18 protein-coding genes are annotated in these 22,587 nt (G+C 56.4%); 9 read left to right on the top strand and 9 right to left on the bottom strand.

What is annotated here, in order from left to right; genetic code table 11:
* Positions 1-5: 5 nt before the first annotated feature.
* Together ghrB and ACVWZ0_RS01005 are read left to right on the top strand one after the other, a co-directional pair.
* Complete coding sequence (ghrB, locus tag ACVWZ0_RS01010) at positions 6-980, top strand: glyoxylate/hydroxypyruvate reductase GhrB (protein WP_253456756.1); 975 nt, start codon at positions 6-8, stop codon at positions 978-980.
* A 593-nt stretch (positions 981-1,573) separates the two neighbouring features.
* Positions 1,574-4,315: an inverse autotransporter beta domain-containing protein gene (locus ACVWZ0_RS01005; protein WP_253456759.1), complete on the top strand. Its 2,742-nt coding sequence runs from the start codon at positions 1,574-1,576 to the stop codon at positions 4,313-4,315.
* Between the two features lie 139 nt (positions 4,316-4,454).
* On the opposite strand, the gene kduD is transcribed toward ACVWZ0_RS01005, so the two are convergent.
* Both kduD and ACVWZ0_RS00995 read right to left on the bottom strand, forming a co-directional pair.
* Complete coding sequence (gene kduD / locus ACVWZ0_RS01000) at positions 4,455-5,216, bottom strand: 2-dehydro-3-deoxy-D-gluconate 5-dehydrogenase KduD (RefSeq protein WP_253456763.1); 762 nt, start codon at positions 5,214-5,216, stop codon at positions 4,455-4,457.
* Positions 5,217-5,443: 227 nt separating this feature from the next.
* Positions 5,444-6,649 carry an aldose 1-epimerase family protein gene (locus ACVWZ0_RS00995; RefSeq protein ID WP_253456766.1) on the bottom strand — a complete coding sequence of 402 codons (1,206 nt, stop codon included), beginning with the start codon at positions 6,647-6,649 and terminating at the stop codon, positions 5,444-5,446.
* 347 nt (positions 6,650-6,996) lie between these two features.
* On the opposite strand from ACVWZ0_RS00995, the gene ACVWZ0_RS00990 reads away from it, so the two are divergent.
* Complete coding sequence (locus ACVWZ0_RS00990; protein ID WP_253456769.1) at positions 6,997-8,265, top strand: valine--pyruvate transaminase; 1,269 nt, start codon at positions 6,997-6,999, stop codon at positions 8,263-8,265.
* Between the two features lie 50 nt (positions 8,266-8,315).
* Here the strand turns inward: ACVWZ0_RS00990 and ibpA are convergent, their stop codons facing one another.
* Entirely contained in the window at positions 8,316-8,732 is a 417-nt protein-coding gene (gene ibpA / locus ACVWZ0_RS00985; RefSeq protein WP_125289205.1) for a small heat shock chaperone IbpA, read from the bottom strand.
* A 277-nt stretch (positions 8,733-9,009) separates the two neighbouring features.
* Between ibpA and ACVWZ0_RS00980 the strand changes: the two genes are divergently transcribed.
* A complete protein-coding gene (locus tag ACVWZ0_RS00980) occupies positions 9,010-9,387 on the top strand; it encodes a YceK/YidQ family lipoprotein (RefSeq protein WP_253456772.1) in 378 nt (125 codons plus the stop codon).
* Here the strand turns inward: ACVWZ0_RS00980 and ACVWZ0_RS00975 are convergent.
* From ACVWZ0_RS00975 to dnaA, 6 genes are all read right to left on the bottom strand, one after another.
* Entirely contained in the window at positions 9,359-10,633 is a 1,275-nt protein-coding gene (locus ACVWZ0_RS00975; RefSeq protein WP_253461171.1) for a DUF3748 domain-containing protein, read from the bottom strand. The genes ACVWZ0_RS00980 and ACVWZ0_RS00975 overlap by 29 nt on opposite strands.
* 90 nt (positions 10,634-10,723) lie before the next feature.
* Positions 10,724-11,533 (bottom strand): sugar-phosphatase, encoded by an 810-nt coding sequence (gene yidA, locus ACVWZ0_RS00970; RefSeq protein ID WP_253456775.1) that lies wholly within the window; start codon positions 11,531-11,533, stop codon positions 10,724-10,726.
* 355 nt (positions 11,534-11,888) lie between these two features.
* A complete protein-coding gene (gene gyrB, locus ACVWZ0_RS00965) occupies positions 11,889-14,297 on the bottom strand; it encodes a DNA topoisomerase (ATP-hydrolyzing) subunit B (protein WP_253456777.1) in 2,409 nt (802 codons plus the stop codon).
* 17 nt (positions 14,298-14,314) lie between these two features.
* Entirely contained in the window at positions 14,315-15,400 is a 1,086-nt protein-coding gene (recF, locus tag ACVWZ0_RS00960) for a DNA replication/repair protein RecF (protein ID WP_253456780.1), read from the bottom strand.
* A 146-nt stretch (positions 15,401-15,546) separates the two neighbouring features.
* Positions 15,547-16,647, bottom strand: coding sequence for a DNA polymerase III subunit beta (gene dnaN / locus ACVWZ0_RS00955; RefSeq protein ID WP_253456783.1), 1,101 nt, complete (start codon positions 16,645-16,647; stop codon positions 15,547-15,549).
* Between the two features lie 4 nt (positions 16,648-16,651).
* The gene (gene dnaA / locus ACVWZ0_RS00950) at positions 16,652-18,037 is read right to left on the bottom strand and encodes a chromosomal replication initiator protein DnaA (protein ID WP_253456786.1); all 1,386 of its coding nucleotides are present in this window, start codon (positions 18,035-18,037) and stop codon (positions 16,652-16,654) included.
* Between the two features lie 603 nt (positions 18,038-18,640).
* Between dnaA and rpmH the strand changes: the two genes are divergently transcribed.
* The 5 genes from rpmH (at position 18,641) to mnmE (ending at position 22,481) form a co-directional block, all read left to right on the top strand.
* Positions 18,641-18,781 (top strand): 50S ribosomal protein L34, encoded by a 141-nt coding sequence (rpmH, locus tag ACVWZ0_RS00945; RefSeq protein ID WP_003849659.1) that lies wholly within the window; start codon positions 18,641-18,643, stop codon positions 18,779-18,781.
* 17 nt (positions 18,782-18,798) lie between these two features.
* Positions 18,799-19,158 carry a ribonuclease P protein component gene (gene rnpA / locus ACVWZ0_RS00940; protein WP_125289198.1) on the top strand — a complete coding sequence of 120 codons (360 nt, stop codon included), beginning with the start codon at positions 18,799-18,801 and terminating at the stop codon, positions 19,156-19,158.
* Complete coding sequence (gene yidD / locus ACVWZ0_RS00935; RefSeq protein ID WP_125289197.1) at positions 19,122-19,370, top strand: membrane protein insertion efficiency factor YidD; 249 nt, start codon at positions 19,122-19,124, stop codon at positions 19,368-19,370. Before rnpA ends, yidD begins: the two co-directional genes overlap by 37 nt.
* A gap of 11 nt (positions 19,371-19,381) precedes the next feature.
* Positions 19,382-21,025, top strand: coding sequence for a membrane protein insertase YidC (yidC, locus tag ACVWZ0_RS00930; RefSeq protein WP_125289196.1), 1,644 nt, complete (start codon positions 19,382-19,384; stop codon positions 21,023-21,025).
* 91 nt (positions 21,026-21,116) lie between these two features.
* The gene (mnmE, locus tag ACVWZ0_RS00925; protein ID WP_253456788.1) at positions 21,117-22,481 is read left to right on the top strand and encodes a tRNA uridine-5-carboxymethylaminomethyl(34) synthesis GTPase MnmE; all 1,365 of its coding nucleotides are present in this window, start codon (positions 21,117-21,119) and stop codon (positions 22,479-22,481) included.
* Positions 22,482-22,587 lie beyond the last annotated feature (106 nt).

Raw genomic sequence — 22,587 nt, 5'->3', positions numbered from 1 at the left:
CAAGCATGAAACCATCCGTGGTGCTGTATAAGAAGCTGCCGCAGGATCTGCGTTCGCAGCTCGACGAGCATTTTAACGTTACCGAAATCAACGGCCTGACCCCGGAAACCCTTAGCCAACACGCGGAGGCCTTTCAGCAGGCCGAAGGTATTTTAGGCTCCGGCGGCAAAGTGGACGCTGAGTTCCTGAAAAAAGCGCCGAAGCTGCGCGTCGCCTCTTCCGTTTCCGTGGGCGTGGACAACTTTGATATTCCCGCGCTGAGCGAACGCGGCGTGCTGTTGATGCACACCCCGACCGTGCTGACGGAAACCGTCGCCGATACCATGATGGCGCTGGTGCTGACCAGCGCGCGTCGCGTGGTGGAATCCGCCGAGCGCGTGAAAAAAGGTGAGTGGCAGGGCAGCATCGGCGCGGACTGGTTCGGCATTGACGTGCACCACAAAAAAATGGGCATCCTGGGCATGGGTCGTATCGGACTGGCGCTGGCGCAGCGCGCGCACCTGGGCTTCAGCATGCCGATCCTTTACAACGCTCGTAAGCACCACGAAGAGGCGGAGCAGCGTTTCGACGCGCAATACTGCGATCTGGATACGCTGCTGAAAGAGTCCGATTTCCTGTGCATCAGCCTGCCGCTGACTGAACAGACGCACCACCTGATCGGCCGCGAGGAGCTGGCGAAAATGAAGCCTTCCGCCGTGCTGATCAATGCCGGACGCGGCCCGGTTATCGATGAAGAAGCGCTGATCGCCGCGCTGAAAGAGGGCACTATCCATGCCGCCGGTCTGGACGTGTTTGAGAAAGAGCCGCTGCCAAAGGATTCGCCTTTGCTGACGCTGCCTAACGTGGTGGCGCTGCCGCATATTGGCTCTGCGACGCATGAAACCCGTTACGGCATGGCAAAAGACGCGGTAGAAAATCTGATTGCCGCCCTGAACGGTAAAGTGGAAAAGAACTGCGTTAATCCTGAAGTAGCAAAATAATTTTCCGTGCCGATGCGCTTTGCGTGTCGGCACGTTTTTCAGCGCCCTGCCGACCTCTTTATCCCGCAAAAATTCCCTTCTTAGCCTAAACAGGCGCTAAACAAATAGCCTGTTCGTTCCTGGACGCCTCAGTGCCCTGTTGTTATTTAGTTGATCCACTCAGGTAACCATAAGCTAAATCATTATTTAATTAAGATGATATAAAATGAGATCCTGCGGATTTTTAATTAAAAAAAAGCGGTCATATTGTTAATTAAATGCTCAACATAAAGAAAGCAACAGAAATGTAAAGATCCCTTTTTGTTACCTGGCCTTTTTTCCCCCTTTTGGGCGGCCATTGTACCAACTTAAGATTGTGATATAACTACGCTCATTCGGAAACTCGCTTATCGGTATAAATTATGCCGAGGGTATTATTTTGCCCGTAATAAGCGCCGCGTTAATAAGGAGAGAAGCTTCAACGATTTAAAGATGTTTAATTATCCGTAGCGCCAGCAATCACGAGTGACAGGTTTATTATTCATGGGATCCCCTGAATTAATACAGCACGCTCACGCTGGCTGAAATTCTCTTTTATTTAATATAAAGAAAAAATGAAAAATAAACCTGACCTTAATAAAGCAAATAAGTCGCCGTGGCGGCACCGTTTAACCTGGCTGACCGTAGCGATTCAGGGCGCTTTCCCGATTGCCTGTGCGTTTACGCCCGCGCTGGCCGTTGCCCGCCAGCATTTTTTGACGCAGTCGGCGGATGCCGTTGCTATCCGCACCCAGGTTTATACCCTTGGCCAGGCGGAAACGGTTAAGAGCGTGGCGCAAAAATACAATATGAGCGTGGAAGCGCTGCGCAAGCTGAACCAGCTGCGCACTTTCGCTCACGGCTTTGATCGGCTACAGCCGGGCGACGAGCTGGACGTGCCGCTTTCTCCTTTGCCAAAAGTGCACTGGCACAACGCCGACAACGGCCTGGAGATGAAAGCCGCCGGTCTTGCTACGCAGGCGGGTTCCTCGCTCGACAGCCGCAACGGCAACGGCGCCGCCTCTGCCGCCGCCAGCATGGCCGCAGGCGAAGCGAGCGAGCAGGCGCAGGCGTGGCTGGGCCGTTTCGGTACCGCGCGCGTGCAGCTGGACGCGGATAAAAACTTCTCGCTGAAAAACTCGCAGTTCGACCTGCTGCTGCCTTTAAGCGATCGTAGCGACCGCTTGATCTTCACTCAGGGAAGCTTCCACCGCACCGACGATCGCAACCAGGCGAATCTTGGTCTGGGCATGCGCCATTTTGGCCAGAATTTTATGACCGGCGCCAACGCCTTCTTCGATTACGATCTTTCCCGTCAACATGCCCGTTCCGGCATGGGCGTCGAGTACTGGCGCGACTTTATCAAAGTGGCGGCAAACGGCTATGTGCGGTTGACCAGCTGGAAAGACTCTGAAGATTTTTCCGGCTACGAAGAGCGTCCGGCCAACGGCTGGGATATCCGTACGGAAGCCTTCCTGCCTGCCCTGCCTCAGCTGGGCGCGAAGTTTAACTACGAACAATATTACGGTAACGACGTGGCGCTGTTTGATAAGGATAACCGCCAGAAAAATCCGCACGCCATTACCGCAGGCGTCACCTTTACGCCCTTCCCGCTGCTGTCGCTGGAAGCGGAACAGCGCCAGGGCAAAGCCGGAGAACACGATACGCGGCTGGGCCTGACGCTCAATTATCAGCTCGGGATGCCGTGGCGCAAACAGCTGGACAGCGATGCGGTAGCGGCGATGCGTAGCCTGGCCGGCAACCGCTACGATCTGGTGAACCGTAATAACAACATTGTGCTTGAGTACCGCAAACAAGAGACGATCAGGCTGAGCACCGCGAAGCTCATCAGCGGCACGGCCGGCGAGCAAAAAACGCTGAACGTTTCAGTCAACAGCAAATACGGCCTGGATCGCATCAACTGGTCCGCGTCGTCGCTGCTGGCTAACGGCGGGAAAATTATCGCTAACGGCCCTACCGATTTCAGCGTGGTGCTGCCGGCCTATCATGCCGACGCCACCGGTACCAACAGCTACACCCTCAGCGGCGTGGCGATCGATAAAAAAGGTAACGCCTCAAAGCGTACGGAAACGCAAATTACCGTCACCGAAGCCGCTATTAACGTTAACAGCAGTTCACTGCTGCCGGTCAGCAGCACGCTGGTATCAGACGGCCACGCTCAGCAGACGCTGACCCTGACGGTAAAAGACAGCCTGGGCAATCCGGTTGATATCAATGAAAAAGAGATTAGCGTGACCAAAAGCGCGCAGGCCGCCGACGATACCAAAGTGTCTGCCTTTACTCGTCAGAGCGCGGGCCGTTATACCGCCGTGGTGACGGCGGGCACGCATCCGGAAACGCTGACCATTACGCCTGTTGCCCGCAATATGACTTTTCCTGGTGCAACGGTAACTATCGCGGCGGATAACGCAAGCGCACGGCTGGCAAGCCTGACCGTGGTCAGCAACGATGCGGTAGCCGACGGTAAAGCAGCCGATCGGGTTACAGCGCTGGTAACGGATGCGCAGGGCAATCCGCTGGCCGGACAAACCGTGACCTTCAGCGCTGATAATAGCGCCGTCATTACACAAAGCGCGATGACTGACGCACGCGGCGAAGCGTCCGTTCCCGTTAGCGATACCAAAACCGGTCAGAGTAAGGTTGTCGCGCAGATGGGCTCCGCCCGTAAAGAAGCCGAAGTGAATTTTGTGGCAGGCAAGGCGGCATCGGTTTACATGCATCGAGTCACGGGCCGCGCCGTTGCGGATGGTACAGATACCAGCGTGGTTGAGATCTTTGTAAAAGATAGCAACGGCAATCCCGTCACCAACAGAAAAGTCGCCATTACGGCCACTGACGACCGCGTCAACATTCCTTCTGAAGTGACGTTAGATAAATATGGCGCGGCGCGTTTCCCGACCTCCAGCAATCACGATGGCGGCTGGAAAGTAGAAGGAACTATTGATGGCCTCAAAGGCTCGGTGATTGTCTATTTTTACGCGGGCTATCCAACCGTCAATAACTCTTCTTTCACCGTAAGCGCCACGAGCGTGCCGGCTGACGGCGTCAGCGCCATCACGCTTACCCTCGTCGCCCGGGATATGCGCAATAACGCGGTGAAAACGCTGCCGAACTTAATTAACTTTGATACCAGCGGCCTGCCTGGCTGCCATATCAGCGCGGTTAAGGTCAGAGGTAACGTCTATACCGCTCAGCTGACCTCAACTAAAGCGATGAGCGGAAAGATTGCGGTTAACTTGATGCTTCGCCGTGGCGTGATGCCGATTAACGTAACGTTTACGCCTCCGGCCCGGTAATGTTGCCAGGGTAAGATCGGAAAGGCCCCATTTTGAGCGCGTACGCCAAAAACGGGGCCTTTCAACTGACCGGCTGGCGCGGGTAGCGCCGCAGACCAATAAAACCGTCCCTGACAGCTATCCGGGGCGGTTTTTACTTTTAACGAGCCAGCCAGCCGCCGTCTACGGCAATGGTGTACCCGTTAATATAGTCGGCAGCCGGAGAGGCCAGGAATACCGCTGGCCCCATCAGATCGGCCGGCAGTCCCCAACGGCCTGCCGGGATACGCTCCAGAATATCGGCGTTGCGCTTTTCATCGGCACGCAGCTGTGCGGTATTGTTGGTCGCCATATAGCCCGGCGCGATGGCATTAACGTTAATACCGTGCTTCGCCCATTCATTGGCCAGCAGACGCGTCACGCCCATCACGGCGCTTTTTGATGCCGTATAAGAAGGCACGCGAATGCCGCCCTGGAAAGAGAGCATGGAGGCAATATTGATGATTTTCCCGCCCTTGCCCTGTTTGATAAACTGACGCGCTACCGCCTGCGACATAAAGAACACGGATTTAATATTCAGGTTCATCACGTCGTCCCAGTCTTTTTCTGAGAAGTCGATCGCATCTTCACGACGAATGATACCGGCGTTGTTGACCAGGATATCGATTTTGCCGTATTCCGCCACGGCTTTTGCCACAACGCCTTCAATACATTCGGTTTTGCCCAGATCGGCGGTCAGGCTGAAAAAACGGCGGCCCAGCGCGGTGACGCGCTCAATGGTTTCTTTCGGCTCGACAATATTCACGCCAACGATATCGCATCCCGCTTCCGCCAGCCCCAGCGCCATACCCTGACCCAGTCCCGTATCGCATCCCGTGACCATCGCCACGCGGCCTTTTAAATCAAATGCATTCAAAATCATAACTGCTCCTGTAAGCCAGAGGGCGGACTGCGTGTCAGAAGCCGGGAAAGTGGCCTGTTATCCGAGACAGGGCAGCCCTGCCCGGTTTTCGAGCGCACACTATAGCGGAGGGAAAAGCACGCACGCCGTGATCGAAATCAGGAAAAGGGGGATAATGAAATCGCTATTTATAAAAAATAAAACAATGTTTCATTTTAAAGGGCGAAACGGCGTCCGCCCTGGCTGGCTTATTCTACGGCTATCGGCGTTTGCTCCACGTTGATTTTGGTCTCGCCCTGAAGCGTTTTGATACGCTCTTCGACTTTTTGTACCGCGCTGGCATCCTTCAGCAGCGAATAGGTCAGCGTAAACTCCGCGCTCTGGCCCGGCTGCAGCTGTTTAACCCTGCCCTGCTCTTTTTCAATCGTTACCGGATAGGCATAGTTGGTGCCGGGCTCGATCCCCGTCACGTAGCCCTGCTTCAGCGTATCGGTGTTTTTCCACATCGTCAGCACCGGCAGCTGCCGCGTATCGAATTCGATAGCCGCGCCCTTGTCGCCTTTGCTGTTAACCACGGCCGCCACGGTTTTGCCATTGCTGTCGGCAATGGGCTGCAGGTTAAACACCATTTCATCGAAATCTTTGGTTGGGGCGCCATAGGTCTGCCAGTTTTCCAGCCCTTTTTTCGCATAGTCGTTAAACGGCGAAACGGATTTTACCGGCGCCAGGAAACGGGCGTTTTCTTCCAGGATCGGCGTGCTGAAGTTGCTGTGATAGATAATTTCATAGTCGTGCGGGTAGTCAGCCTGGTTGGTCAGCACGTCGTGGATGGTAAAGGAGTCCGCGCCCGGCACGTAGCGCAGCTCGGTCCAGGTTTCCAGACGCGCTTTTTTAAAGGTGTTTTCTTTCAGCAGGCCGCGAATACGGATTTCATGCGGCGCCTGGTCATCCACGATCACTTCCACTTTCGACGCTGGTGTATTGCCCGCTTTACCGTGCAGCGTGTAAATACGCCCGTCTTTGGTGACCGGATGGCCGGTCCACTCAAAGCCGCAGCGCACCATCATCTCGTTAAATCCTTCCAGCCAGCCCAGGCCGTTACGGCTTTCCAGATTGATATAGGCCGGGTTCACCACCTCATCAACCGGCGAATCCCAGCCCAGCCGCACGCCGTGACCGTTAACGTGCAGCAGATCCATACCGCGCGTCGGGCTGAGCGCGATAGTCAGGCCGTTTTTGCTGGTCAACGTCAGCACCTTCGAGCCTTCCTGCTTGCCGCCGTGCAGCACCTGCTGTTCCAGCGTAAAGGGTTCGCCGCTCAGCTTGAGCTGCCTGCTGTCGATCCGCCAGTCGCCTTTTTCCGTGCCCTGCGTATCGGTTAACACCCAGCTTTGCGCCGCCGCCTGCCCGCTGAACATTGCTATCACCGCGCCCGCCAGAAGAGTCTTATGCATTTTGTTGTCCTTGCTGAAATGATTAAGCTGAAGAGCAGCCAGCCTACAAAGCATGCGGTATCAGGACTGTGACTGGCGTCACCGCACGGATTTTTAAGAAATTTTTATCAATAAGTCGTGCAGTTCATCACAAATTATTAACTGAAATAGCCGGCTGACGGAAAAAAGCGGCAGGGCTAACGGCGAAAAAAAGCTAATTAGTTGAAACGATTCACCTTTAGCCTTCGCTGCCTGCCTGACCACTGCCTGCTGTTTCTGGCCGACACGGCTGCCCGCTGACGTTGCATCACGCCTGGCGTGGCGTTAAGGTTAGCTTTCACTTGCCTACGATAAGCAGTTAATACGTTATGAGCTTTTCCGCTTTCGGTAACAAATTCACACGCGCCTCAGGGATCACCCGCCTGATGGAAGATATGGGCGAAGGGCTGCGCACGCCCGGTTCGGTGATGCTGGGCGGCGGTAATCCGGCCCAGATCCCGGCGATGAACGACTATTTTCAGCAGCTGTTGCAGCAGATGCATGATGAGGGCAAGCTGGCCGATGCGCTTTGCAACTACGACGGCCCAAGAGGAAAAAGCACGCTGCTGGAATCGCTTTCCACGCTGCTGCGCGACGAGCTGGGCTGGCAGGTAGGGCCGCAGAATATCGCCCTGACCAACGGCAGCCAGAGCGCCTTTTTCTATTTGTTTAATCTTTACGCGGGCCGCCGCGCAGACGGGCGCAAAAAGCGCGTATTGTTTCCACTGGCTCCCGAATATCTGGGTTACGCTGACGCCGGGCTGGACGAAGAGCTGTTTGTTTCCGCCCGTCCCGATATCGAAATGCTGCCTGAAGGCCAGTTCAAATATCACGTTAATTTTGAGCAGCTGCATATTACCGAAGATACCGGGCTGATTTGCGTTTCCCGGCCGACCAATCCAACCGGCAACGTGATTACCGACGAAGAGCTGATGAAGCTGGATGCACTGGCGCAGCAGCATGAGGTACCGCTGCTGATTGATAACGCCTACGGCGTGCCTTTTCCCGGCATCATCTTTAGCGACGTTCGCCCGCTGTGGAACCCGAATATTATTCTGTGCATGAGCCTTTCCAAGCTGGGCCTGCCCGGCTCACGCTGCGGCATCATTGTTGCTGATGAAAAAGTGATTACCGCCATCGGCAATATGAACGGCATTATCAGCCTGGCGCCGGGCAGTATCGGCCCGGCCATCGCGCATGAGATGATCCAGCGTGGTGATTTGCTGCGCCTGTCGGAAGAGGTGATCAGGCCGTTTTATCAGGAAAGGGTTAAGCAGACTATCGCCGTTATCCGGCGCTATTTACCCGAAGAACGCTGCCTTATCCACAAGCCGGAGGGTGCTATTTTCCTCTGGCTCTGGTTTAAAGATCTGCCCATTTCGACGGAGATCCTTTATCAGCGTTTAAAAGCGCGCGGCGTATTGATGGTGCCGGGCCACTTTTTCTTTCCGGGACTGGAGCATGAATGGCCGCACACGCACCAGTGCATGCGCATGAACTATGTGCCGGACAGCGATAAAATTGAGAAAGGGATCGCCATTCTGGCGGAAGAGATTGAGCGAGCGCACAGCGAATCGGGCGGCAGAGCCCTCTGCTGATGCAAACGAAAAAGGCCGCACAAAGTGCGGCCTTAATTTTACGCGCGGTCTTATTTCAGAATTTCAATGCGGCGCGGTTTGTTGGCTTCCGGCACGATGCGCTCCAGATCGATGTAGAGCAGGCCGTTTTCCAGGCGTGCATCACGCACGTTAACGTGCTCGGCCAGCTGGAATTTACGCTCGAAGTTGCGTTCCGCAATACCCTGATAGAGATAGGTTTTTTCCTGCTGCTCTTCAGGATGGGCGCCGCGCACGGTCAGCATATTGTCGTGAGAGGTGATCTCCAGTTCGCTCTGCGCGAACCCTGCCACGGCAATGGTGATTCGGTACTGGTTTTCCGCCACCAGCTCCACGTTATAAGGAGGGTAGCCGCCGTTGCTCTGACCCTGGTTGGATTCCAGCAGGTTGATCAGACGGTCGAAACCAATAGAAGAACGGTACAGCGGGGCGAGATCGAAATTACGCATGGTATAGCTCCTGATTATCAGCGAGGGGGTAATGCGACCTTCCACTATGGACAGATCGTCGGGCTACAAGCGGTATCCTGTCGGCATACGTTTTGTGACCCTGAACATAAAATGGTGACATTAAGATCGCTTTCAAGGGCCCGTTCAGGAAATTTTTCGGCCAATCCGGTGCGAATGTCATACACTCAGAAAGAGATTAATCGGAGCGTTAAAGCAGCGGGCACATGCTGATCATGATAAGCAGAGCGGTTTTGCCGCTGCTGAAGGGATAAAGAATATGATGGTACTAAAAAAAAGTCGTTTCGCTGGCCTGCTGGCCTGTCTGTCACTGGCCGGCACGGGTGGATGCTCCAGCTTTATGTCCCATTCCGGCCCCGATCAGGGCTATTATCCCGGTACGCGCGCCAGCGCAAAAATTGTTACCGACAGCGACAGCGGCTGGGTCATGCGCCCGCTGGCGGCTATCGACCTGCCTTTCTCCGCCGTGCTGGATACGCTGCTGCTGCCGTTTGACTACTACCGCTCAGGCCGCGATAAAACCGGCGATTCACCGCGTGAACGCGTGTTGCGCAGCGAGCAGCAGAACCATACCAGCGACAGCCTTTCGCAGGCCGCGCCGCTGGTGATCAATACGTCGCCTCGACATCAGCAATAAAAATCTGCTGAAAGCCTGCCACGTTACGCAAATAGGCCACATAAAGCCCGTCCGGCGAGCAGACGACCGCTTCCGGCAAAGGCGCTTCGGCGGTGCGGGCCGTCAGCCTCCGCATTTTACCGCTGCCCGTATCGCATAACACCACGCTGTTATCGTTAATAAAAGCCACCGACTTGCCGTCGGGATGCCAGCTGAAGGCGGACTGAATATCGCTGGCGGCGTGGGTGATCTGACGAGGCTTGCCGCCGCCGGGCGCGATGGTCCACAGCTGCACCACGCCTTCGTCGTCCTTCATTAAAAAGGCGATGGCGCGACCGTCGGGTGAGCTACGCAGCCAGTGACGCGGCGAGGTCGCCAGGCCCGGAAAGGGGCGATCGTGCGTAAAAGTCAGCCGACGCTGCCTGACGCCCAGCGGCGGAGCGGGCAGCGTGGCGGCGGTGCCAGCCAGCGGAGCGTCGCCTTCCAGCGCATAGTCGGCCATCTTTTCCGGCAGATCGACAATAAACACTTCCGGTACCTTCTCGCCTTTTTCGCTGAGCGTATCGCCGATAAACGCCAGCGCCCAACGCTGCCGGTAGCCATCGCTTTTCAGGTAGCCCTCTTCGCCGATCCAACCCTCTTCATAGGCTCGATTGATCTCATCGCTGCCGGGCGTCGGCGTGGCGGTGGTGGCGCTGACCAGCACGCAGAAATGGCTGCCTGCATACTCTCGGGGATGCTGCAACGGCGGACAAACGGCATGTAGCGGCACGGCCACGCCGACGTTGCGCAAATCTTGTTTCACGTCCAGCTCGTGCATCACATGATCGTTATAGGTAAAACTCAGCCTGGTGCCGTCGGGGCTGAACACGTGTACGTGCGAGCCGCCGCGCAGCGCGCCGGGCGTAAAGGGCGGCGTAATATCGCAGGCGTCCATATTTTCCACCAGGCCGTTCTGAATAATAACGCCGCGGCGATGATGAAAGTCGTAGCGCCACTGGCTGTCAGGATGTTCCGGGCCGTGAATGCAAACGTAGCGCGGCGGCGAATCCGGGCTGACGGTGATCACGCCAACGTGCGCGCCCGCCTGCGCCTGGTAAAGGATTTCCGTCTGGCCGCTGAGATTAACGCGCTCGACGGTTAAGCTGTTGAAGGTGGAGGCATTGCTGCGAACGTCGTAGACCAGCCAGTGGCTGTCGGCCGTCCAGACGTTGATATTGGTGAGCTGGTGATTGCGCTGAGCAAAAGTGAGCTGTTTTTCCGTCATCATGCTTACCCTTAGCGAGGTTTGCTGCTAAGGGTAATGCATTACGCGCTTTTGCGGTACTGGCGCTTAAAGCGTGATACCGCCGCCCTGTCAGAGCGCGAATTTTTCGATAGCGTGCGCCACGCCGTCTTCCATATTGGTTTTGGTAACGAACTGCGCAATGTTTTTTACCTTGTCGATACCGTTGCCCATCGCCACGCCCGTGCCGGCGAAGGTCAGCATCGCCAGATCGTTTTCCTGATCGCCGATGGCCATCACTTCATCGCGGGAAAGCCCTAAACGCTCGGCCAGCGCTTTGACGCCCGCGCCCTTATCGACTTTCTTATTAAGGATTTCCAGGAAATAAGGCGAGCTTTTCATAATGGTATAGCGATCGTAAGCTTCCTGCGGAATGCGGGTAATGGCCTCATCCAGCGTTTCTGGCGTATCGATCATCATGACTTTAGGGAAAGTGGCGGTTTTATCCATCTCTTCCACCGCGCGGTAGCGCAGCGGCATCCCGGTCAGCGAAGCTTCGTGGACGGTGTATTCGCTGATGTCCTTGTTGGGCGTAAACAGCAGCGATTTCGTCAGCGCCTGAAAATGTACGCCCAGCTCGCGCGCCAGCTTTTCCACATAGAGGTAGTCGTCAAAGTTCAGCGTGACTTCCGCCACGCACTCGCCCGATTCCGCTTTCTGCACCAGCGCGCCGTTATTGGTAATGCAATACTGCCCTTCCCGTTGTAAATCCAGCTCCATCAGATAACGCTCCACGCCGATAAACGGCCGGCCGCTCGCCAGTACAATCGCTATTCCTTTATCACGGGCTGCCTGAATAGCCCGCTTAACGCCAGGCGTCACCTCATGCTGAGGATTAAGCAGCGTGCCGTCTATATCAATCGCAATCAGTTTTATCGCCATAACTTCCTCTTGAGCTTCACGGTTTCTTTCATGCTAACGCGATTCAGCCAGCCATGACCAGACGAATCATGCCCGGTAATTTTAAGTTCGATTTGGTAAATCTTCCGGTAAATGTGCTCGCGCTTACGGCCTTTGGGCGAAAAAAGCGGGAAACGGGCCTGTCAGCTAAGCCCTGAAAAGTAGCAGTAAAACCCTCACCGCCCATAAGCGCGCAGGCCGGAAATGAAAATAATGGTCAGTTTTATCAGCGCGCGTTTGGCGATCCGGCACAGCAGAAAAGCTGAAAAAAAAGGCAGATCGAACGATCTGCCTTTCAAACGCTGTTGCATGGCCGGAGGGCTTGCGTCCTGCTTTATCAGATATCGATATTGGCGGCTTTCAGCGCGTTCTCTTCGATAAAGGCGCGGCGCGGCTCCACCGCATCGCCCATCAGCGTGGTGAACAGCTGGTCAGCGGCAATCGCATCCTTCACCGTAACGCGCAGCATACGGCGGCTGTCCGGATCCATCGTGGTTTCCCACAGCTGCTCCGGGTTCATCTCGCCCAGCCCTTTATAACGCTGTACCGACAGGCCGCGACGCGACTCTTTCACCAGCCAGTCCATCGCCTGCTCGAAGTTAGCGATCGGCTGACGACGCTCGCCGCGTTCGATAAAGGCATCTTCCTCAATCAGGCCGCGCAGCTTCTCGCCCAGCGTACAGATCTTGCGGTATTCGCCGCCCGAGATAAATTCGCTGTCCAGCGGATAATCAGTATCAACGCCGTGCGTACGGATACGCACTACCGGTTCAAAGATATGCTGCTCGCGGTTCTGGCGCACATGGCTGGCATAGGTGCTGCCGTGCTGCTCGTTCTCGTTCAGGCGCGTCACCAGCTCGTCGATCCACTGCTGAACCGGCGCCTCTGCGGAGATATCGCTCAGCGTCGGGTGATAGATCAGCGCGTTCAGCAACGCCAGCGGATAGCGGCGCTCCATACGCTTGATCATCTTGCGGGTGCTGTTGAACTCGGCCACCAGGTTTTCCAGCGGCTCGCCGCCCAGCGCAGGCGCATCGGCGTTGGTGTGCAGCGTTGCGCCGTCCAGCGCGATGGCGATCTGATACTGATCCATCGCCTCGTCATCCTTGATGTACTGCTCCTGCTTGCCTTTCTTCACCTTGTACAGCGGCGGCTGCGCGATATACACGTGGCCGCGCTCGATAATTTCCGGCATCTGACGATAGAAGAAGGTCAGCAGTAGCGTACGGATGTGCGAGCCATCCACGTCCGCATCGGTCATGATGATGATGCTGTGGTAGCGCAGCTTGTCCGGGTTATATTCGTCACGGCCAATGCCGCAGCCCAGCGCGGTGATCAGCGTCGCCACTTCCTGCGAAGCGAGCATCTTATCGAAGCGCGCTTTTTCCACGTTCAGGATTTTTCCCTTCAGCGGCAGGATAGCCTGGTTTTTACGGTTACGGCCCTGCTTGGCGGAGCCGCCCGCAGAGTCCCCTTCCACCAGATAGATTTCTGACAGCGCCGGATCGCGCTCCTGGCAGTCCGCCAGCTTGCCCGGCAGGCCGGCCAGATCCAGCGCGCCTTTACGACGGGTCATTTCGCGAGCGCGCCGCGCCGCTTCACGCGCGCGGGCTGCATCGATGATTTTACCCACGACGATTTTGGCATCGCCCGGATTTTCCAGCAGGTACTCTGCCAGCAGCTCGTTCATCTGCTGCTCAACGGCTGATTTCACTTCGGAAGAGACCAGCTTGTCCTTGGTCTGCGAAGAGAACTTCGGATCCGGTACCTTAACGGAAACCACGGCAATCAGGCCTTCGCGCGCGTCGTCGCCGGTGGCGCTGACCTTGGCTTTTTTGCTGTAGCCTTCTTTATCCATGTAGGCGTTCAGGGTACGCGTCATCGCCGCGCGGAAGCCGGCCAGGTGCGTGCCGCCGTCGCGCTGTGGGATGTTGTTGGTAAAGCAGTAGATGTTTTCCTGGAAACCGTCGTTCCACTGCAGCGCCACTTCCACACCGATGCCGTCTTTCTCGGTAGAGAAATAGAACGCGTTAGGGTGGATAGGCGTTTTGTTGCGGTTCAGGTACTCCACAAACGCCTTGATGCCGCCTTCATAGTGGTAGTGATCGTTCTTGCCGTCGCGCTTGTCTTCCAGCTTGATAGAGACGCCGGAGTTAAGGAACGACAGCTCGCGCAGACGCTTCGCCAGGATCTCGTACTCGAAATCGGTGACGTTGGTAAAAGTTTCGTGGCTTGGCCAGAAACGCACGCGCGTCCCGGTCAGGTCGGTTTCGCCGGTTACCTGCAGCGGGGCCTGAGGCACGCCGTGAACGTAGATCTGCTGGTGAACTTTGCCTTCGCGACGGATGGTCAGCTCCAGCTTTTCAGACAGGGCGTTAACCACCGACACGCCTACGCCATGCAGGCCGCCGGACACTTTATAGGAGTTATCATCAAATTTACCGCCTGCGTGCAGCACGGTCATGATCACTTCCGCAGCGGAAACGCCTTCTTCTTCGTGAATGCCGGTTGGAATACCACGACCGTCATCCTGCACGGAAACGGAGTTATCGGCATGGATGGTGACCAGAATGTCTTTACAGTGACCTGCGAGGGCTTCGTCGATGGCGTTGTCCACAACCTCGAATACCATATGGTGCAGACCGGTGCCGTCATCCGTATCGCCGATATACATACCCGGGCGCTTGCGTACCGCATCCAGCCCTTTCAGAACTTTGATACTTGAGGAGTCATAAGAATTCGACATCAACGTTTCTCGCTCGTTTAATCTTCAGGTTGAACCGCTATTTTACCCTGTTCCACGTGGAACATCTTGCCCTTTTCGTCAGCCATATCGAACACATGATCGGCACTAATAGCGCTGACAAAAACCTGGGCTCGAGTGGCCTTTAAGCGCGATGCCAACAGGTGGCGCCGCGTCTCATCCAGCTCGGAGGCAAAATCATCTATCAGATACAGGCAGCGTCGCCCGTTCTGTCGGGTGAGAAACTCACCCTGCGCCAGCCTCAGGGCGCACATCAACAGCTTTAACTGGCCGCGCGACAGCAGATCCTCCACCGGCGTGCCGTCGGCGCGAATGCGGAAGTCCGCTTTGTGCGGGCCGCTGGCCGTGTAGGTTAAGGCGCGATCGCGCTCAAACTGACGCTCCAGCAGATCGCGATAGTCCGTTTCTTTATCCCAGCCGCGCTGGAATGAGAAATTCAGCGCAAACTCCGGCAGAAACTGCGCGCAGGTGGCGGTGATATCCTCAGCAATGGCTTCGCTGTAGGCGGCGCGCCACTGGCTTATCTGCTCCGCCAGCGGCGCCAGCTCCTGATCCCAGGCGCGGATCTGCTGGTAGCGCGTGACCTGGCGCAGCGCCGCGTTGCGCTGCTTCAGCAGCCGCCGCAGGTTGCTCCAGGCGGTGAAAAAGCCCGGCTCGTTATGAAAACAGCCCCAGTCGATATAGGCGCGCCGGTACTTCGGGCCGCCGTTAAGCAGCGTAAAGCCTTCCGGCGTAATCAGCTGCATCGGCAGCATCTGCGCCAGCTCGGCCACTTTATGACCATCGGTGCCGTCAACCCGCACCTTGCTGTCGCCCGCACGATTTTTGGTCAGGCCAACGGTGGTTTCGCGCTCGGCTCCTTCAATGCGGCCGTGCAGAATAAAAGCGTCCTGCTCGTGGCGGATCACTCTGCCTGCCTGCAAACTGCGGAAAGCGCGGCCGTGGCCCAGCGTATAGATCGCTTCCAGCACGCTGGTTTTGCCGCTGCCGTTAGCGCCGACCAGAAAGTTGAAGCCGGGCGCCAGCGCCAGATCGGCATTTTCAATGTTGCGAAAATCTTTGATAAGCAGGCGGGTTAAAGCCATAAGTGGAGTCATTCCGCGGGCAGTAGATCGGATAAAACGGCACGTGCTGTTATACAAGGCCAGAGCGTTACGGTGCGGGCGAGCCGCCGCCGCGTGAAAGCACGCGAGGGCGGCGGGCGCCGGACCAAGTCAGCCCGATAATTTTACTACAAACGCATTGGCATGACGACATAGGCCGCCGACTGGCTGGCCGCGTCTTCAATCTGCACGCTGGAAACGGAGTCGGTCAGCAGCAGACGTACGTTTTCGCACTTCAGCGCGTTAAGCACGTCCAGCACGTAGCTGACGTTAAAGCCGATTTCGAGATCGGTGCCGCCATAAGTGACGTCCAGAATCTCTTCCGCTTCTTCCTGTTCCGGGTTGTTGGCGGTGATTTTCAGCTGGTTTTCGCTGATATACAGGCGAACGCCACGGAACTTCTCGTTAGAGAGGATTGCCGCGCGCGAAAAAGCCTGCTTCAGCAGATCGCAGCCGGCATCCAGCGTTTTGTCCGGGTTTTTCGGCAGCACGCGACGATAGTCCGGGAAGCGGCCATCCACCAGCTTGGAGGTGAAGATAAAGTCGCCGACGTGCGCGCGAATATTGTTGCTGCCGATCTGCACCTGTAACGGCGTCTCGCCGCCGTCCAGCAGGCGCACCAGCTCAATCACGCCCTTACGCGGCACGATCACCGAATGATTGGGCAGCGACTGGCCTACCGGCATCGAGCAAACCGCCAGACGGTGGCCGTCGGTGGCGACGGTGCGCAGCTCTTCGCCTTCCGTTTCAAACAGCATCCCGTTCAGGTAGTAGCGTACGTCCTGATGGGCCATAGAAAACTGGGTGGCTTCGATCAGGCGCTTCATCGTGGCCTGCGGCAGCGTGAATTCCACCTCGCTTTGCCAGTCGTCCAGGTTCGGGAAGTCGCTGGCCGGCAGCGTGGAAAGCGAGAAGCGGCTGCGGCCGGAGCGCACCAGCATTCTTTCGCCATCCAGGATCACCGTGATCTCTGCGCCTTCAGGCAGACCGCGGCAGATATCGAAAAATTTACGCGCGGGCACGGTGGTCGCGCCCGGCTCGTGATCCTGCGTCAACGCGACGCGGGCCACCATTTCCATCTCTAAGTCCGTTCCCGTCAGCAGCAGGCTGCCGTCGTTAACCTGTAAAAGCAGGTTGCCGAGGATCGGCAGCGTCGGCCGTCCGCCCAGCGGGCTGCTGACCTGCTGTAAAGGTTTAAGTAACTGCTCACGTTCAACAATAAATTTCATAGCGTCAGGAAGATAATGTTCTGATTAGATTTGAGAAATCTTCTTTAATATCGTGACTCTCTTCACGCAGCTGCTCGATCTTGCGACAGGCGTGCAGCACCGTAGTATGGTCACGACCCCCGAAAGCGTCGCCGATTTCCGGCAAGCTGTGGTTGGTCAGCTCTTTCGCCATCGCCATCGCCATCTGGCGAGGACGCGCGACGGAGCGCGAACGCCGCTTGGAAAGCAGGTCGGCTACCTTAATCTTGTAATATTCCGCCACCGTCTTCTGGATATTATCGATGGTGACCAGCTTTTCCTGCAGCGCCAGCAGATCGCGCAGCGCTTCACGCACAAAGTCGATGGTGATGGCGCGGCCGGTAAAGTTGGCGTTGGCGATCACGCGGTTCAGCGCGCCTTCCAGCTCACGCACGTTGGACCGCAGGCGCTTGGCAATAAAGAAGGCGACCTCGCCCGGCAGGCGAATATCGTTTTCATCCGCCTTTTTCATCAGGATAGCCACGCGGGTTTCCAGCTCTGGCGGCTCGATCGCCACCGTCAGGCCCCAGCCAAAGCGGGATTTCAGACGATCTTCGACGCCGTTGATCTCTTTAGGATAGCGATCCGACGTCAGGATGATCTGCTGATTGCCTTCCAGCAGCGCGTTGAAGGTGTGGAAAAACTCCTCCTGCGAGCGCTCCTTGTTGGCGAAAAACTGAATATCATCGATCAGCAGCGCGTCTACCGAACGGTAGTAGCGCTTAAATTCTTCAATGGCGTTGTTTTGCAGCGCCTTCACCATGTCCTGCACAAAACGTTCCGAGTGCATATAGACCACTTTGGCGTTGGGCTTGCGCGCCATAATGCCGTTACCCACAGCATGCAGCAGGTGAGTTTTCCCCAGGCCAGTGCCGCCATAGAGGAACAGAGGGTTATAGGCGCCGCCGGGGTTGTCGGCGACCTGACGAGCGGCCGCACGCGCCAGCTGGTTCGATTTACCTTCAACGAAGTTATCGAAGTTATGCTTGGTGTTCACGTTTGAACGATACGACAGTTCCGCAGGCGCAGGCATGCTGTCCCAGCTTGGACGTACCGGTGCCGGTCGGTTCATCGGCGGCGGCGCGCTGGCGCTGCTCATCACCGGCTGGCTGACCGGACGCGTTACCGGCTTGCTGCCGACTTCAAAGCGCAGCAGCGGCACATCGGCGCCGCAAAAATCATTAAGCAGCGCATTGATATTGTTAAGGTATTTGTCACGAACCCAGTCGAGCACAAAGCGGTTTGGTGCATACAGGGCCAGGGTGTTGTCGTTCAATTCAGCCTGGAGCGGACGTATCCACATGCTGAATTCGGTGGCAGGTAGTTCATCCTGCAAACGGGCAAGACACTGTTGCCAAAGCGTAAGTGACACGGCGGACTCCACTCGAAAATATTCGATAAGAAAAAAGGCGCTGAAGCGATAAATTCATCATTGTTGACGCATGCAGATGACGCACATACGAACCGCTGTCCGCGGTTTCTCCGCCGCTGACTGACCCGAAGGATCGCTAACGGAAGGGCGGATCATAGCGCAAAGCGCAGCAGAGATCTTCACTTTCTACACAGTTTTGTTCCAATTTATCCACAGGGCAAAGCGCGCAGGGACAAGTTTACTCGTTCGCGCTCAAAAGACATTCAGGATCCTGCGCATAAGATGAAAATTTAAGGCGCCGTCACGTTATTTACGCAACGCGCTTGCAATAAGATCGGCGGAAGATCCTGAACGATCCTTGCGCTTTACGACAGAGGCCGTATAATTCGTGCCCCGGCGTGTTGCGCTCTGGCCCGTACCGGCTGGTTTTGCGGTCGAACGGGATATCCAGACGCGCCTTTAAAAGCGAAGTAAATTGACTCCGGACTGTACAATTATTACAATCCCGCCTCTTTATTAAAGATACACTGAGGCGTCGGTTGGTTTTCGGACCTTTCAAGCGCGTCACTAAGTGAAATTTTCCAAGTTTAGGTAGAAATCGCCATGAAACGCACTTTTCAACCGTCCGTACTGAAGCGCAACCGTTCACATGGTTTCCGTGCTCGTATGGCAACAAAAAATGGTCGTCAGGTTCTGGCACGTCGTCGTGCTAAAGGCCGTTCACGTCTGACCGTTTCTAAGTAATAAAAGCTAACCGCTGAGTGGTTAAGCTCGCATTTCCCAGGGAGTTACGTTTGTTAACTCCCACTCATTTCACTTTCGTCTTCCAGCAGCCACAAAGAGCCGGTACGCCGCAAATCACCATCCTCGGCCGCCTTAACTCGCTGGGGCATCCCCGCATCGGTCTTACCGTCGCCAAAAAACATGTTAAGCGCGCGCATGAACGCAACCGGATCAAGCGATTGACCCGCGAAAGCTTTCGTCTGCGTCAGCACGACCTGCCCGCTATGGATTTTGTAGTGGTGGCGAAAAAAGGCGTGGCCGATCTGGATAACCGTGCGCTGATGGAAGCGTTGGAGAAGATGTGGCGTCGTCACTGTCGCCTGGCTCGCGGCTCCTGATTGCGCTGATCCGCGTTTATCAACGCGCGATCAGCCCGCTTTTAGGACCCCACTGTCGTTTCCACCCAACCTGTTCGCAATACGGTATTGAGGCATTGCGCAGGTTTGGTGTGGTAAAAGGCAGTTGGTTGACGATGAAACGCGTATTAAAATGCCACCCTTTGAACCCGGGTGGTGACGATCCGGTGCCGCCAAAAACCGACGATAACTGAGAACATTAACGATGGATTCGCAACGCAATCTTTTTCTCATCGCTTTTCTGTTCGTGTCTTTTATGATCTGGCAGACCTGGCAGACGGACCATGCTCCGCAGCCGCAGCAAACCCAGACCACGCAAAACACGACAGCAGCCGGTGATGCCGCAAACCAGGGTGTACCCGCCAGCGGCCAGGGCAAAACGATCACCGTTAAGACTGACGTCCTGTCTTTACAGATCAATACTCGCGGTGGCGATATTGAGCAGGCGCAGCTGCTGACTTACCCGGACAAACTGGGTTCTTCACAGCCTTTCCAGCTGCTGGAAACCTCGCCAGGCTTTCTCTATCAGGCACAAAGCGGCCTGACCGGACGCAACGGCCCGGATAACCCGGCCAACGGCGCCCGCCCGCTTTACACCACGACCCAGGACAGCTTTGAGCTGGCTGACGGCGCGAGCGAGCTGCGTATTCCAATGACCTTTACGGCGGAAAACGGCGCGACCTATACCAAAACCTTCGTGCTGAAGCGCGGCGAGTTTGCCATCGACGTCGATTACCAGATCAACAACACTACCCAGCAGCCGCTGGAAGTGGCGATGTTCGGCCAGCTGAAGCAGACTATCGATCTGCCTAAGCATCGCGATACCGGCAGCAATAACTTTGCGTTGCACACCTTCCGTGGCGCGGCTTACTCCAGCAGTGAGACCAACTACGAGAAGTACAAGTTCGATAAAATCAGCGATAACGAAAACCTGAGCGTCAATACCAACAACGGTTGGGTGGCGATGCTGCAGCAGTACTTCGCTACCGCCTGGGTGCCGCGCACCAACGGCGCCAACACGCTGTACACCAGCAATCTGGGTAACGGCATCGCTGCGGTAGGCTACAAGTCTACGCCGGTTTCCGTTGCGGCAGGCGCGCAGCAGAACCTCAACGCCACGCTGTGGGTTGGCCCGGAAATTCAGGATAAAATGGCGGCTATCGCCCCACACCTGGATCTGACCGTGGACTACGGCTGGCTGTGGTTTATCTCTCAGCCGCTGTTTAAGCTGCTGAAGTTCCTGCACAGCTTTATCGGTAACTGGGGCTTCTCCATTATCGTCATCACCTTTATCGTGCGCGGCATCATGTACCCGCTGACCAAAGCGCAGTACACCTCGATGGCTAAGATGCGTATGCTGCAGCCGAAGATTCAGGCGATGCGCGAGCGCTTAGGCGACGACAAGCAGCGCATGAGCCAGGAAATGATGGCGCTGTATAAAGCAGAGAAGGTGAATCCGCTGGGCGGCTGTCTGCCGCTGGTTATCCAGATGCCGATCTTCCTTGCGCTGTACTACATGCTGATGGGCTCTATCGAGCTGCGTCATGCGCCGTTCGCGCTGTGGATCCATGACCTTTCTGCTCAGGACCCGTACTACATCCTGCCGATCCTGATGGGCGTGACGATGTTCTTCATTCAGAAGATGTCGCCGACCACCGTGACCGACCCGATGCAGCAGAAGATCATGACCTTTATGCCGGTTATCTTCACCGTGTTCTTCCTGTGGTTCCCGTCTGGTCTGGTGCTGTACTACATCGTCAGCAACCTGGTGACCATTCTGCAGCAGCAGCTGATCTACCGCGGGCTGGAAAAACGCGGTCTGCACAGCCGCGACAAGAAAAAAGCTTAACCGACGTCCCGTCGCCAACGGCGCGGACAAGGGTTATCATAAGGCGGTCAACTGACCGCCTTATTTTTTTGCCTTAAAAAGAGAGTCGAACATGAGTCATAGCGAGACTATCGTCGCCCAGGCGACGCCGCCAGGCCGCGGTGGCGTGGGTATTCTGCGCGTTTCCGGCCCCAAAGCCGCCGAGGTGGCCCAGGCGCTGCTGGGCAAGCTGCCGAAGCCCCGCTACGCCGACTATCTGCCCTTCCGCGACGCCGATAGCACCACGCTGGATCAGGGAATTGCGCTCTGGTTCCCCGGCCCGAATTCCTTTACCGGCGAAGACGTGCTGGAGCTGCAGGGCCACGGCGGGCCGGTAATTCTGGATCTGCTGCTGAAGCGCATTGTGGCTATTCCCGGCGTGCGTATCGCTCGTCCCGGCGAGTTCTCCGAGCGCGCCTTCCTTAACGACAAGCTCGATCTGGCGCAGGCGGAGGCTATTGCCGATCTGATTGACGCCAGTTCGGAGCAGGCGGCACGCTCGGCGCTGAACTCGCTTCAGGGCGCTTTTTCGCTACGCGTCAACACGCTGGTGGAAGCACTTACTCACCTGCGCATCTACGTGGAAGCGGCGATTGATTTTCCCGACGAGGAGATAGACTTTCTGTCTGACGGCAAAATCGAAGCCCAGCTGAATCAGGTGATAGCCGATCTGGACAGCGTGCGCGCCGAAGCGCGTCAGGGCAGCCTGCTGCGCGAAGGCATGAAGGTGGTGATTGCAGGCCGCCCCAACGCCGGGAAATCCAGTCTGCTCAACGCGCTGGCGGGCCGTGAAGCGGCCATCGTTACCGACATTGCCGGTACCACGCGTGACGTGCTGCGTGAGCATATCCATATCGACGGGATGCCGCTGCATATTATCGATACCGCCGGGCTGCGCGAAGCCAGTGACGAGGTGGAAAGGATCGGTATTGAGCGCGCCTGGCATGAAATTGAGCAGGCCGACCGCGTGCTGTTTATGGTTGACGGCACCACCACCGGCGCGACCGAACCGGCGGAAATCTGGCCGGACTTTATCGCCCGTCTGCCGGCCAGCCTGCCGATTACCGTAGTACGCAACAAAGCGGATGTTACAGGCGAAACGCTGGGGCTGACGCAAGTAAACGATCACTCACTTATTCGTCTCTCCGCGCGTACGGGTGAAGGTGTTGAGGTGCTGCGCGAGCATCTGAAGGAAACGATGGGCTTTGCAGGCAATACCGAAGGCGGCTTCCTGGCGCGCCGTCGCCATCTTCAGGCGCTGGAGTTAGCGGCCGTTCACTTACTTCAGGGCAAAGAGCAGCTGCTGGGCGCCAAAGCGGGCGAGCTGCTGGCGGAAGAGCTGCGCGTCGCGCAGCAGGCGTTAAGCGAGATCACCGGCGAGTTCACCTCCGACGATCTGCTGGGACGGATTTTCTCCAGTTTTTGTATCGGTAAATAATCATTTAAAATGGTGCTCCTGCTGTGGGCACCGTTTTTATTTATATTTCACTCCCACATGAACTTATATCTTTTTACTTTCACTCATTAAGACAGAATAATTTTTT

It is taken from the genome of Erwinia sp. TECH1 (assembly GCF_054057575.1).
The sequence above is the reverse complement of the archived record's forward strand: the minus strand, read 5'-3'. Positions and strand labels throughout refer to the sequence as shown.

Coding starts and splice junctions, on each gene's coding strand:
- ibpA (WP_125289205.1), bottom strand. CDS start 8,732: ATGCGTAATTTCGATCTCGCCCCGCTGTACCGTTCTTCTATTGGTTTC.
- dnaN (WP_253456783.1), bottom strand. CDS start 16,647: ATGAAATTTATTGTTGAACGTGAGCAGTTACTTAAACCTTTACAGCAG.
- ACVWZ0_RS00975 (WP_253461171.1), bottom strand. CDS start 10,633: ATGACGGAAAAACAGCTCACTTTTGCTCAGCGCAATCACCAGCTCACC.
- mnmE (WP_253456788.1), top strand. CDS start 21,117: ATGAGTCATAGCGAGACTATCGTCGCCCAGGCGACGCCGCCAGGCCGC.
- yidA (WP_253456775.1), bottom strand. CDS start 11,533: ATGGCGATAAAACTGATTGCGATTGATATAGACGGCACGCTGCTTAAT.
- ACVWZ0_RS00995 (WP_253456766.1), bottom strand. CDS start 6,649: ATGCATAAGACTCTTCTGGCGGGCGCGGTGATAGCAATGTTCAGCGGG.
- recF (WP_253456780.1), bottom strand. CDS start 15,400: ATGGCTTTAACCCGCCTGCTTATCAAAGATTTTCGCAACATTGAAAAT.
- rpmH (WP_003849659.1), top strand. CDS start 18,641: ATGAAACGCACTTTTCAACCGTCCGTACTGAAGCGCAACCGTTCACAT.
- ACVWZ0_RS00980 (WP_253456772.1), top strand. CDS start 9,010: ATGATGGTACTAAAAAAAAGTCGTTTCGCTGGCCTGCTGGCCTGTCTG.
- gyrB (WP_253456777.1), bottom strand. CDS start 14,297: ATGTCGAATTCTTATGACTCCTCAAGTATCAAAGTTCTGAAAGGGCTG.
- ACVWZ0_RS00990 (WP_253456769.1), top strand. CDS start 6,997: ATGAGCTTTTCCGCTTTCGGTAACAAATTCACACGCGCCTCAGGGATC.
- yidC (WP_125289196.1), top strand. CDS start 19,382: ATGGATTCGCAACGCAATCTTTTTCTCATCGCTTTTCTGTTCGTGTCT.
- ghrB (WP_253456756.1), top strand. CDS start 6: ATGAAACCATCCGTGGTGCTGTATAAGAAGCTGCCGCAGGATCTGCGT.
- ACVWZ0_RS01005 (WP_253456759.1), top strand. CDS start 1,574: ATGAAAAATAAACCTGACCTTAATAAAGCAAATAAGTCGCCGTGGCGG.
- kduD (WP_253456763.1), bottom strand. CDS start 5,216: ATGATTTTGAATGCATTTGATTTAAAAGGCCGCGTGGCGATGGTCACG.